12 protein-coding genes are annotated in these 11,439 nt (G+C 63.1%); 5 read left to right on the forward strand and 7 right to left on the reverse strand.

Features of this window, described 5'->3' with window-relative positions:
* The 5 genes from livM (at position 1) to BM382_RS22415 (ending at position 5,671) form a co-directional block, all read left to right on the forward strand.
* Positions 1-1,296, forward strand: a complete 1,296-nt coding sequence (gene livM / locus BM382_RS22390) for a high-affinity branched-chain amino acid ABC transporter permease LivM (RefSeq protein WP_011058968.1) — start codon at positions 1-3, stop codon at positions 1,294-1,296.
* Positions 1,293-2,165, forward strand: coding sequence for an ATP-binding cassette domain-containing protein (locus BM382_RS22395; protein WP_011058969.1), 873 nt, complete (start codon positions 1,293-1,295; stop codon positions 2,163-2,165). The genes livM and BM382_RS22395 overlap by 4 nt, the downstream gene beginning before the upstream one ends.
* Positions 2,162-2,878: an ABC transporter ATP-binding protein gene (locus BM382_RS22400; RefSeq protein WP_011058970.1), complete on the forward strand. Its 717-nt coding sequence runs from the start codon at positions 2,162-2,164 to the stop codon at positions 2,876-2,878. Before BM382_RS22395 ends, BM382_RS22400 begins: the two co-directional genes overlap by 4 nt.
* An 872-nt stretch (positions 2,879-3,750) precedes the next feature.
* Positions 3,751-4,518, forward strand: a complete 768-nt coding sequence (locus BM382_RS22410) for an SDR family oxidoreductase (protein ID WP_072443925.1) — start codon at positions 3,751-3,753, stop codon at positions 4,516-4,518.
* Positions 4,519-4,765: 247 nt separating this feature from the next.
* Complete coding sequence (locus BM382_RS22415) at positions 4,766-5,671, forward strand: cation diffusion facilitator family transporter (RefSeq protein WP_011058972.1); 906 nt, start codon at positions 4,766-4,768, stop codon at positions 5,669-5,671.
* Between the two features lie 73 nt (positions 5,672-5,744).
* On the opposite strand, the gene BM382_RS22420 is transcribed toward BM382_RS22415, so the two are convergent.
* The 7 genes from BM382_RS22420 to BM382_RS22450 form a co-directional block, all read right to left on the reverse strand.
* Positions 5,745-6,884 carry an AGE family epimerase/isomerase gene (locus BM382_RS22420; RefSeq protein WP_072443927.1) on the reverse strand — a complete coding sequence of 380 codons (1,140 nt, stop codon included), beginning with the start codon at positions 6,882-6,884 and terminating at the stop codon, positions 5,745-5,747.
* 217 nt (positions 6,885-7,101) lie between these two features.
* Positions 7,102-7,674 carry a HupE/UreJ family protein gene (locus tag BM382_RS22425; RefSeq protein WP_072443929.1) on the reverse strand — a complete coding sequence of 191 codons (573 nt, stop codon included), beginning with the start codon at positions 7,672-7,674 and terminating at the stop codon, positions 7,102-7,104.
* Positions 7,675-7,712: 38 nt separating this feature from the next.
* Positions 7,713-8,327 (reverse strand): urease accessory protein UreG, encoded by a 615-nt coding sequence (gene ureG / locus BM382_RS22430; RefSeq protein WP_011058975.1) that lies wholly within the window; start codon positions 8,325-8,327, stop codon positions 7,713-7,715.
* 9 nt (positions 8,328-8,336) lie between these two features.
* Positions 8,337-9,011 (reverse strand): urease accessory protein UreF, encoded by a 675-nt coding sequence (locus BM382_RS22435; RefSeq protein WP_072443931.1) that lies wholly within the window; start codon positions 9,009-9,011, stop codon positions 8,337-8,339.
* Positions 9,008-9,508, reverse strand: coding sequence for an urease accessory protein UreE (gene ureE / locus BM382_RS22440; RefSeq protein ID WP_015633955.1), 501 nt, complete (start codon positions 9,506-9,508; stop codon positions 9,008-9,010). The genes BM382_RS22435 and ureE overlap by 4 nt, the downstream gene beginning before the upstream one ends.
* A 280-nt stretch (positions 9,509-9,788) precedes the next feature.
* Complete coding sequence (locus BM382_RS22445; protein WP_011058978.1) at positions 9,789-10,421, reverse strand: TetR family transcriptional regulator; 633 nt, start codon at positions 10,419-10,421, stop codon at positions 9,789-9,791.
* 168 nt (positions 10,422-10,589) lie between these two features.
* Complete coding sequence (locus BM382_RS22450; protein WP_011058979.1) at positions 10,590-11,057, reverse strand: hypothetical protein; 468 nt, start codon at positions 11,055-11,057, stop codon at positions 10,590-10,592.
* Positions 11,058-11,439: the final 382 nt, after the last annotated feature.

The raw sequence follows: 11,439 nt of genomic DNA on the forward strand, positions 1-11,439 counted from the left end.
ATGTCTGCTGCCAATAAACCGATTGATATCAAAAAGAGCGTCATCGACGCCGTGCTGGCCGGGCTGATCTCGCTGATCGTGTTTGGCCCCATCGTGGGTGTGGTGCTCGATGGCTACAGTTTCAACCTGCAGCCGACTCGCGTGGCCTGGCTGGTAGCCATTGTCATGGCCGGCCGGCTGGCCCTGAGCCTGTTCCTGCAAACCCCCAAGGGCCTGAAGATTCTCCAGGGCTTTGAAAGCACCGGCTCCGGCGTGCATGTGCTGGCGCCGGACTACAAGTCGCGGCTGCGCTGGATCATCCCGGCCCTGATCGTGATCGCCATCGTGTTTCCGTTCTTCGCCAACAAGTACCTGCTGACCGTGGTCATTCTCGGGTTGATCTACGTACTGCTGGGCCTGGGGCTGAACATCGTGGTGGGGCTGGCGGGCCTGCTGGACCTGGGTTACGTGGCGTTCTACGCCATCGGCGCCTACGGCCTGGCCCTGGGTTACCAGTACCTGGGCCTGGGCTTCTGGACCGTGCTGCCCCTGGCGGCGATTGCCGCGGCCCTGGCGGGGTGCATATTGGGCTTCCCGGTGCTGAGGATGCACGGCGACTACCTGGCCATCGTGACCCTGGGCTTCGGCGAGATCATCCGCCTGGTGCTCAATAACTGGCTGTCCTTCACCGGTGGCCCCAACGGCATGCCGGTACCGTCGCCGACTTTCCTGGGCCTGGAGTTCGGCCGCAAGGCCAAGGACGGCGGGGTGCCGTTTCATGAGTTCTTCGGCCTGGAATACAACCCCAACCTGAAATTCCTGTTCATCTACATCGTGCTGTTCCTGGTGGTGCTGCTGGTGCTCTACATCAAGCACCGGCTGACCCGCATGCCCGTGGGGCGGGCCTGGGAAGCCCTGCGTGAAGACGAGATCGCCTGCCGCGCCATGGGCCTGAACCATGTGCTGGTCAAACTCTCGGCCTTCACCATCGGTGCTTCCACCGCCGGCCTGGCCGGGGTGTTCTTCGCCAGCTACCAGGGCTTCGTCAACCCGTCGTCGTTCACCTTCTTCGAATCGGCGCTGATCCTGGCCATCGTGGTGCTGGGGGGCATGGGCTCGACGGTGGGCGTGGTGATCGCGGCCTTCGTGCTGACTGTGGCGCCGGAGTTGCTGCGCAGCTTCTCCGAGTACCGGGTGCTGCTGTTCGGCATTCTCATGGTGTTGATGATGATCTGGCGACCGCGAGGGCTGATCCGCATCAGCCGTACTGGCGTCACTCCACGCAAAGGTGCTCTGACTGAGGGGAACGCGCCATGAGCGAATACATTCTTTCGGTCGAAAACCTGATGATGCACTTCGGTGGCATCAAGGCCCTCAGCGACGTCAGCCTGAAGGTCAAGCGCAACTCGATCTTCGCCCTGATCGGCCCCAACGGCGCCGGCAAGACCACGGTGTTCAACTGCCTGACCGGCTTCTACAAGGCCTCCGGCGGGCGCATCGAGCTCAATACCCGGGGCCGGCAGACCAACGTCATCAAGCTCCTGGGCGAGCCCTTTCGCGCCACCGACTTCGTCTCGCCGAAAAGCTTCGCCAGCCGCCTGTACTACAAGATGTTCGGCGGCACCCACCTGGTGAACCGTGCCGGACTGGCGCGGACCTTCCAGAACATTCGCCTGTTCAAGGAAATGTCCGTGGTGGAAAACCTGCTGGTGGCCCAGCACATGTGGGTCAACCGCAACCTGCTGGCGGGCATCCTCAACACCAAGGGCTACCGCAAGGCGGAAAGCGCCGCCCTGGACCATGCCTTCTACTGGCTGGAGGTGGTGGACCTGGTGGACTGCGCCAACCGCCTGGCCGGCGAGCTGTCCTACGGCCAGCAACGGCGCCTGGAGATCGCACGGGCCATGTGCACCCGGCCGCAGATCATCTGCCTCGACGAGCCGGCCGCCGGCCTCAACCCCCAGGAAACCGAGGCGCTGAGCGCAATGATCCGGCTGCTGCGCGACGAGCACGACCTGACCGTGGTGCTGATCGAACACGACATGGGCATGGTGATGAGTATTTCCGACCACATCGTGGTGCTCGACCACGGCAACGTGATCGCCGAGGGCGGCCCGGAGGCGATCCGCAATGATCCGAAAGTGATTGCCGCCTACCTGGGTGCCGACGAAGAGGAACTGGCATGACTCAACCTATCCTCGAACTCAAGGACCTGGACGTGTACTACGGCCCGATCCAGGCCCTGAAGAAAGTCTCGCTGCACATTAACGAAGGGGAAACCGTGAGCCTGATCGGCTCCAACGGCGCCGGCAAGTCGACCCTGCTGATGTCGATCTTCGGCCAGCCCCGGGCGGAGTCCGGGCAGATTCTCTATCGCGGTGTGGACATCACCCACAAGTCGTCCCACTACATCGCCTCCAACGGTATCGCCCAGTCCCCGGAAGGGCGTCGGGTGTTCCCCGACATGACCGTGGAGGAAAACCTGCTGATGGGCACCATCCCCATTGGCGACAAGTACGCCAATGAGGACATGCAGCGCATGTTCGAGCTGTTTCCCCGCCTCAAGGAGCGGCGTACCCAGCGGGCCATGACCATGTCTGGCGGCGAGCAGCAGATGCTGGCCATTGCCCGGGCATTGATGAGCCGGCCCAAGTTGCTGCTGCTGGATGAGCCGAGCCTGGGCCTGGCGCCCATCGTGGTGAAGCAGATCTTCGCCACCTTGAGGGAGTTGGCGGCCACCGGCATGACCATCTTCCTGGTGGAGCAGAACGCCAACCACGCGCTGAAGCTCTCGGACCGCGCCTACGTGATGGTCAACGGCGAGATCCGCCTGAGCGGCACCGGCAAGGAACTGCTGGTCAACGAGGAGGTGCGCAACGCTTACCTGGGCGGCCACTGACCGTCCGCTCTGTGGATAAAGCATGCCCCGCCGGCCCGCGCCGCCGGGGCATTGTTATGCCCACCCCATCCCGTCCTCCCCTGTAGGCGCTGGCTTGCCAGCGAAGGGGACCGCCTGACCGCCTTTCTGATTTCACCGAGCGCCGACTGGCGCTTTGCGCCTGCACCAAGCCTGTGTCCGGTAATTGTGGAAAACATTCCTGGCAAGCTGCTTTAACGCGGCATAAAGACGCTGCAAACAGTTGTTTTTCCACTGTTTTGACTTGTCCCCGTTTGCTGTGGAGCGGGCTGTGGGTAACGTGGGTGTAGCTGGCTGCAAGCCTTTAACCACGTGGCTTGCAGGCGATTGGTTGTTTTTTGATCGGTGCTTTTTGTGGGAGCTGAAGGTGCGCTTGTCAACCTTTTTATTGTCGCAGCTGTACCTGGAAAAGGGTTGGGATAAGCCTGTGGATAAGTCTGTGATTAAACTCTGGAAAGACGGCTCTGAGCGGCGTAGTTACTGGCCTCTGGCCTTGTCAACCTTGACCGTGCGGTCATCTTTGCCCGGGCCGGCTGCATGGACCCGCGGTCCGGGTCAAGCAAAAAACTTCTGCTGAACCCGCGCAGGCCCTGTGGATAGCGGCTTTCAGCCCTTTGCACTTGCCCCCAAAGACTGTGGACCGGCCTGTGGATAAGGTGCGTGCACATGGCTGCAGGCCATGTAACCCGTGGCTTGGCGCCTGGTGAGTGTTTTTTGTACAGCGAACATCGGGCGCGCTCACCGCTTGCGGCTCTTTACGGCCAACGGCGCGGTTGCCGGTAGGAGCCGGCCCGGGCATGCTGCGAAGCGTTTTTTATCGAAACGGCGGCTCGCCACCCAGCAAGGAGAACACCATGACTTCCACACTGTTCATTACGGGCGCGACTTCCGGTTTTGGCGAAGCCTGCGCCCGGCGCTTTGCCGCAGCCGGCTGGTCCCTGGTACTGACCGGCCGCCGTGAGGAGCGCCTCAGCGCCCTGTGCGCAGAGCTCTGCAAGCAGACCGAAGTGCATGGCCTGGTGCTCGATGTGCGGGACCGCAAGGCCATGGAAGAGGCCATCGCCCAGTTACCGCCCTCGTTCAGCAAGCTGCGCGGGCTGATCAACAACGCCGGCCTGGCCCTGGGCGTGGACCCGGCGCCCAAGTGCGACCTGGATGACTGGGACACCATGGTCGACACCAACATCAAGGGCCTGATGTACAGCACCCGCCTGCTGCTGCCACGGTTGATCGCCCACGGTCGCGGCGCAGGCATCGTCAACCTGGGCTCCATCGCCGGCAACTACCCGTACCCGGGCAGCCACGTCTATGGCGCGAGCAAGGCCTTCGTCAAGCAGTTCTCCCTGAACCTGCGCTGTGACCTGCAGGGCACCGGCGTGCGCGTCACCAACATCGAGCCGGGGCTGTGCGAAAGCGAGTTCTCCCTGGTGCGCTTCGCCGGTGACCAGGCACGCTACGACGCCACCTACGCCGGGGCCGAGCCGATCCAGCCCGAGGACATCGCCGACACCATTTTCTGGGTGCTCAATACCCCGGCACACGTCAACATCAACAGCCTGGAGCTGATGCCTGTGAGCCAGACCTGGGCCGGTTTCGCCATCGAACGCAACGCCAAGTCATGAGCCTCCTGTAGCCGCTGTCGCAGGCTGCGACAGGGCCGCAGGGCCCTCCGGCGCCCGCAAGATCTTGCGCCTCCTGCGGAGGCGGTCGCAGCCTCGCCATCGCTCGGCAGCGGCTACAGTTGTACTCGGATACACATAAGCTGATTCGTTTCAGCTTGTGGTCAGCCCTGACAGGTTAGAATTCCCGCCAGAAATTTCGCCGCTGCCTCACACGAGGCGGCGTTTTTGAAGTTCGATAGGAGGAATCGTGAGTAACCGAGGTGAGCAGGCTCTGCTCAAACAATCGACCGTACTGATGTTCGCCGTGGCGATCGCCGGTATCGTCACGGGTTTTGTTTCTGGCGCCCAATCCATCTTGTTCGATGGATTTTTTTCGCTGATCGCCACCTTCATCAAGGTCCTGATGCTGATCACCGCCAAGCTGATCGCCAAGGAAAGCAACCACCGTTTCCAGTTCGGCTTCTGGCACCTGGAACCCATGGTGCTGCTGATCGAAGGCAGCTTCCTGATGCTCATTGCCATCTACGCCTTCCTCAATGGGGTGTTCGGCATCATCAACGGTGGCCGCGAGGTCGAGCTGGGGCTGGTGATTTTCTATGCGGCGTTTTTCGCCGTGGCGGAGTTCGCCTACTTCTTCTACGTGCGCCGGCGTAACCGCAAGCTCAAGTCGTCGCTGATCCAGTTCGACAACATCAGCTGGCTGGTGGACGCGATGCTATCGGTGGGGCTGCTGGTGAGCTTCATCATCGCCTTGCTGCTCAAGCAGTACGGACACGGCCAGTGGGCGGTGTATGTCGACCCGGCGATCCTGATCCTGCTGGCCCTGAGCATGTTGCCGCCGGCGCTGAAGATCCTGCGCCCGGCCCTGCGTGATGTGCTGGGGATCGCCCCGGACCAGTTGGACGAAAAGGTCCGCAATGTGATGGAGCAGGCCAAGGCCGCCCATGGTTTCGACGACTACATCAGCTACGTGCAGAAGCACGGTCGGGCGCGGTTCATCGAGATCCATATCGTCTTGCCGGCGCACTATCCGCTGCAGGATGTAGCGACTCTGGACCGCTTGCGCGAGGAGATTTCCAGCCAGTTGGGAGAGGCCGACGCAGCGCGCTGGCTGACCATCAGCTTTACCGGGGATCGCAAGTGGATCGCTTGATGGGCGGCGCCTGTTTCGCCGGCAAGCCGGCTCCTACAACACCGCGTAGGAGCCGGCTTGCCGGCCAAGGGCTTCAGGCAAAATATTCCGCCAGCCCGCGATAACAGGTCGCCAGGTGATAAGGCGTGGTCGACGGCATATCCCGCCGGCTGACCGCGCCGCTGGCATCCAGGCATTCATTCCAGCCCCCGGCATGCAGAAAATGCGCTTGCAGCGCCTTTAGCTGACGCAGCAAGGGCGTCTGGCTGTCCGCACGCAAGGTCAGGGCGCGCAGGTACTCGGCCTGGGCCCAGATGCGCTGGGTGGCGTCCTTGACGCCGGCTCGGGGCGGCAGTTCGAGCATGGCGCACACGGCGCCGCTCTTGGGCTCGACACCCAGTTGCTCGGTAAAGGCGAAGGCTCGTTCCACGCAAGCGTGCAGGGCGCTGCCGCGCAGTAACTGTGATGAGGCCAGCAGGAAGTACCACTCGAACTGGTGCCCCGGCTCGAACCAGTTATCCACAGCTCCCAGGGGCTTCTCCATCATCACCCCGTGCTGGGGGTCGATGAACTGCTGCTGCATGGCCTGGCACAGGTCCAGCAACGCGGCTTGCACCGCAGCGTCCTCGCGTACGGCCAGGATCGCGAGAAAGGCTTCGGCCAGGTGCATCAGTGGATTCTGCAGGGGCCCCGAACCCAATATGCACCAGTCCTCGGCGAGGCTGGCTTCGTAGAGCCCGTCGCCGCGGGCGAAGCGCTGGGCTACCACTTCCAGGGCGGCGTTGAGCACCGACTCCACCAACGGCTCGCGGACCTTGGCCCAGTAGTGAGCGCAGGCGAAGAGGATGAAGGCGTGGGTGTAGAGGTCCTTGCGCCTATCCAGCGGCGCGCCTTCGGGGTCGATGCTGTAGAACCAGCCGCCGTGCTCTGCGTCGTGAAAGTGCCGCTGCAGCGAGCGGAACAGCGCGGCGGCGCGCTCCTGGGCAAAGGGCGCGGCGGCATCGCCGATCAATTGGGAAAACAGATACAACTGCCGGGCGCAAGCCATGGCCCGATAGCGCTGCGGTGGCAGCGGCCGATGCTCGGCGTCCAGCGCCTCATAGGGCAACGCCAACTGCGGGTTCCAACCCGGGCCCTGCCATAGCGGCACTATCACCTTGTGGAAATGCTGCTGCATGGCGTTGAACAGAGCGCTCGATTCAGGCGAGGCGGCGGAACGGGATACATCAGGCATTGGCTGGCGTCGTCACGGCAGTTTTGAATGCGCGACATGTTACCAGAGAAGCCCCACAAGGCGGCTTGCCCGCCGAGCACGACCTGCCGGCAGGAGCTGGCTTGCCTGCGAAGGCGGCCCAAAGATCACCTCAGTCTTGCAAGAGCTGGCTTGCCAGCGAACGAGGCCCGCAAGACCGCCTTCGCTGGCAAGCCGGCTCCTGCAGATGAAGCAGGGATCAGCCTGCCAGCAACCAGACGCCCGTAGCGGCCGAGGCCGCACCGGCCAGGCGCACCAGCGGCGCTGCCGCCTGAGGCAGTACCCGTACCACGGCATAGCCGGCGGCATGCAGGGCCGCAGTGGCCGCCACAAAACCGGCGGCATAGGCCCAAGGATTGGACATGTCCGGCAGTTCCAGGCCGTGGGCCACGCCATGGAACAGGGCAAACAGCGCGGTGGCGGCAATCGCCAGGCTCAGGGGCGGGCGCACGGCCAGGGCCACGGCCAGGCCCAGGGCCAATACCGAAGCGGCGATGCCGCTTTCCAGGGCCGGCAACTCCAGGCCCTCGAAGCCCAGCACGCCACCGATCAGCATGGTGCCGACGAAGGTGCAAGGCAGCGCCCAGCGTGCGGCGCCTTGCTGCTGGGCGGCCCACAGGCCGACAGCGAGCATGGCCAGCAGGTGGTCGAGGCCGCTGATGGGGTGGCTGATACCGGCCATCAGGCCGTTGTCGCCATGGCCCGGGTGGGCGAAGGCCAGGGCCGGGGTCAGCAGCAGGGCCAGGGCCCCGAGGATGCGTTTTAGGGTCATGGAGTGGCTTTCCTTGTTGAGCGGATTGGGTTCGGGGATCAGGCAGCGGTGAGCAGGCCCTGGCGTTCGATGAAGGCGATGATGTCCGCCAGGCCCTGGCCGGTTTTCTGGTTGCTGAAGACGAACGGCTTGCCGCCGCGCATGCGCTGGGTATCGCTGTTCATCATCTCCAGGGAGGCCCCCACCAGCGGCGCCAGGTCGATCTTGTTGATCACCAGCAGGTCGGATTTGCAGATGCCCGGACCGCCCTTGCGCGGCAGCTTGTCACCGGCGGAAACGTCGATCACATAGATGGTCAGATCGGAGAGTTCGGGGCTGAAGGTGGCCGAGAGGTTGTCGCCGCCGGACTCCACCAGGATCAGGTCGAGCCCGGGAAAGCGCCGGTTCAACTGGTCCACCGCTTCCAGATTGATCGAGGCGTCTTCGCGGATCGCGGTGTGCGGGCAGCCGCCGGTTTCCACGCCGATGATCCGTTCCGGCGCCAGGGCCTCATTGCGTACCAGGAAGTCGGCGTCTTCGCGGGTGTAGATATCGTTGGTCACCACCGCCAGGTTGTAGCGCTCGCGCAGGGCCAGGCACAGGGCCAGGGTCAGGGCGGTTTTACCGGAGCCCACCGGGCCGCCGATGCCGACGCGCAGAGGTTGTGCGTTCATGAGTTTCTCCTAGGAACGGAACAGGCGGCTGTACTGGCGCTCGTGGGCCATGCTCGCCAGGGACAGGCCGAAAGCGGCGCTGCCATGATGGTTGGGGTCAAGGTTCGCGGCGTTGTGCTGGGCTTGCTGCAACAGTGGCAGCAGCTCGCTGGTCAGGCGCTGGGCGGCCTGCTGGCCCAGGGGCAGGGTCTTCATCAGCACCGCCAGCTGGTTCTCCAGCCAGCTCCACAGCCAGGCGGCCAGGGCGTCCGCCGGGCTGATGCCCCAGGCCCGTGCCGCCAGGGCCCAGCCCAGGGCCAGGTGTGGTTCGTCCTGGTGCGTCAGCAGTTCCCTGGCATCGCTGTCCAGTTCCGGCAAACCCTCCAGCAGTTGCTTGAGGGAATAACCCATCTGCCGGCTTTCCTGGTAAAGCTCGCGGGTTTCGCGGCTGGCCCGATGTTCCTCGCTCAACTGCTGCAAGCGGGCCCAGTCCTGGTCGGCTGCGGCCTGGCAGTGGGCGAGCAGCAGCGGTGCTTCGAAGCGTGCCAGGTTCAGCAGCAGTTGATCGCTGATCCAGCGGCGGGCGCTGGCCTGATCATTTACCCGCTGCTGCTCCACGGCCATTTCCAGGCCCTGGGAATAGCTGTAGCCGCCAATCGGCAACTGCGGGCTGGCCAGGCGCAGCAGGGCCCAGGCCGGGTTCATGGGCGGACGCCGAACTGGTGCAGGCGCGGCGGATAGTTGAAGTCTTCATCGCCGTGGCGCGAATGATGGTGGCCGCCGCCATAGGCGCCATGCTCGGGCTGGAACGGTGCCTCAAGGGGCGCGGTGCTGGCCCCCAGCTGTTCGAGCATGGCCTTGAGCACATAGTCGTCCAGCAGGCGCAGCCAGCCGTCACCCACCTGCAGGGCCACGTGGCGGTTGCCCAGGTGATAGGCGGCGCGGGTCAGTTCGAAGGCGTTGCGGCAGGTGACGTGCAGCAGGGCTTCCGGGCGGGCGCAGACCTTGACGATGCGCCCGTCCTCGGCCTCCAGGAACTCCCCATCGTGCAGCGGTGGCTGGCCCCGCTCCAGAAACAGGCCGACGTCTTCACCGGCGGCACTGAAACAGCGCAGGCGGCTTTTGCTGCGGGCCTCGTAAGTCAGGTGCAGTTCGGCGGACCAGGTGGCTTGGGGGGCGGTTCTGCGGTGGATCACCAGCATCGAAAAGCTTCCAGCTATGAGCGATGCACAAGCCAGAGCAAGGGCCTTGCCAATCACTCGGTGGAGAGGAAAAACCCTTTCTCGATGCCGGAACTGCGCCTGAAAAAGGGGCAAAACCTTGTTTCATCTTGTTACAAATTGATGCGCTGAGCTGATTTATAGCACTGAGTTGGTGCGCGGGAAATGTTTTTGCTGCAATCCGGTGCCCGGCGGGCGGGCAGGCGCAAACGCGCAGCCCAGAGCGGGGCGCATAGTGTGAAGGGGGAGCGGTGCGGGCGAGTTACTCGGTGCTGCCCAGGCCTTGCCAGTGCTTGAGGCCGATGAAGATGAAGCGCAGTTGCTGGGTGATCTTGGCCTGGGGCGTGAGGTGTTCGGGCAGGGCCTGGGCCGGGGGATCGATGATGTCGGGCAGGGTGGCGAACACGCTTTTGACGATCAGGTCGGCCATGACGCTGAGATCGGCGGCGTCCAGGTGCTGGAGCTTGGGCATCAGGGTGAGGTCGGCGGCGAGGTCCGAACTGATGTTCTCGCGCAAGGTGGCGATGGCCTGGCGAACCGGCAGCGAGCCGCCGTACTGCTCTCGGGCCAGAAACAGGAACTGCGAGCGCTTGGCTTCCACCACATCGAGGAAGATGCGTACCGAGGCATCGATGATGCCGCCCATGACGAATTCATTGTGGCGCACCAGGCGGATGGTTTCGCGAAAGGTCTGGCCGACTTCGCTGACCAGTTCCAGGCCCAGTTGGTCCATATCGCTGAAGTGCCGGTAGAAACCGGTGGGCACGATACCCGCGGCTTTCGCCACTTCCCGCAGGCTCAGGCTGCCAAACCCACGGCCACACTCCATCAGGTGCCGGGCGGCATCCATCAGGGCGTTGCGGGTCTGTTGCTTCTGTTCGGCGCGGGGCAGCATCGGCGGGGCGTTCTTTGCTCAATGGGAGCGGCGCACTCTAGCAAATCAACTTTGCCGGAGTCGAACTGCTGTCAGAGACAGGCGGGAGAGGCAGGGGGAAAAATGCAGTTGCTATAAAAGTCAAAGCCCGATCCAGGGATCGGGCTTTTTTCCAGGGCCAGCATGGCCTCAGCTCGCAGCTTGATGACGTTCGGCCAGGCGATCAGCACCGCCTTCGGCAACGGTCTGACCTTGAGGTGTACGGCTGTAGCCATCTTCCACCAGGCCTTTCTCTTCCAGGCGATCACGGCCGCCTTCAGCTACGTTTTGACCTTGTGGGGTGCGGTCGTAGCCATCTTCGGCGACGTTCTGGCCTTGAGGTGTACGGTCGTAGCCATCTTCGGCAACGTTCTGGCCTTGAGGGGTGCGATCATAGCCGTCTTCGGCAACGCTCTGGCCTTGTGGAGTACGGTCATAACCGTCGGCAGCGACTTTGTTGCGTTCGATCAGGCGATCCGAACCGCCTTCGGCCAGGGTCTGGGTGAACACGCTGTGGCTGGCCTTGACCTGTGGGGTGGCTTGTTCAGCGGCTGGCAGGGCGAAGGCGTTGGCAGCCAGAACAGATAAGGCGAGGCTCAGTAAAAGTTGGCGTTTCATGATGGGTTGCTCCTTGGTAGGGCGATAAATTGGGTACGGAGCTAATGTTACCGCCGCTAAATCGATATAAAAGTTCATAAACACAATGGTAATAATCAACGGAATTGATTGTTTGCCGCGAAGGCTCTAGCTCGGGCGTTAACGCCGATTGCTTTTGCACCAGGGTGGGTATTTTCGACTCACTGCCGCTTCAGGGAGGGGCGGCTCGAGGTAACACAAAGCTGTCCGAGTGATCAGGAAAGCAGGTTTTTTCAGCGGATCGGGTAGCCGGATTAAACCTGCGCGGGCTTTGTCAGTCGTAGTTTTCATGGCCGGTGATTTTTCCATCGGCAGTTCATCGATGCGTCGTGGTTGGGCGCTCAGTTGTCTTCAGGAGCCTCGT

The organism is Pseudomonas sp. NFPP25 (assembly GCF_900116505.1).
GTDB lineage: Bacteria > Pseudomonadota > Gammaproteobacteria > Pseudomonadales > Pseudomonadaceae > Aquipseudomonas > Aquipseudomonas protegens.

Bases quoted from the DNA above. Each gene is read 5' to 3' on its own strand.
- BM382_RS22425 (WP_072443929.1), bottom strand. From the start codon at position 7,674: ATGACCCTAAAACGCATCCTCGGGGCCCTGGCCCTGCTGCTGACCCCG.
- BM382_RS22435 (WP_072443931.1), bottom strand. From the start codon at position 9,011: ATGAACCCGGCCTGGGCCCTGCTGCGCCTGGCCAGCCCGCAGTTGCCG.
- BM382_RS22445 (WP_011058978.1), bottom strand. From the start codon at position 10,421: ATGCTGCCCCGCGCCGAACAGAAGCAACAGACCCGCAACGCCCTGATG.
- ureG (WP_011058975.1), bottom strand. From the start codon at position 8,327: ATGAACGCACAACCTCTGCGCGTCGGCATCGGCGGCCCGGTGGGCTCC.
- BM382_RS22450 (WP_011058979.1), bottom strand. From the start codon at position 11,057: ATGAAACGCCAACTTTTACTGAGCCTCGCCTTATCTGTTCTGGCTGCC.
- livM (WP_011058968.1), top strand. From the start codon at position 1: ATGTCTGCTGCCAATAAACCGATTGATATCAAAAAGAGCGTCATCGAC.
- BM382_RS22395 (WP_011058969.1), top strand. From the start codon at position 1,293: ATGAGCGAATACATTCTTTCGGTCGAAAACCTGATGATGCACTTCGGT.
- BM382_RS22400 (WP_011058970.1), top strand. From the start codon at position 2,162: ATGACTCAACCTATCCTCGAACTCAAGGACCTGGACGTGTACTACGGC.
- ureE (WP_015633955.1), bottom strand. From the start codon at position 9,508: ATGCTGGTGATCCACCGCAGAACCGCCCCCCAAGCCACCTGGTCCGCC.
- BM382_RS22420 (WP_072443927.1), bottom strand. From the start codon at position 6,884: ATGCCTGATGTATCCCGTTCCGCCGCCTCGCCTGAATCGAGCGCTCTG.
- BM382_RS22410 (WP_072443925.1), top strand. From the start codon at position 3,751: ATGACTTCCACACTGTTCATTACGGGCGCGACTTCCGGTTTTGGCGAA.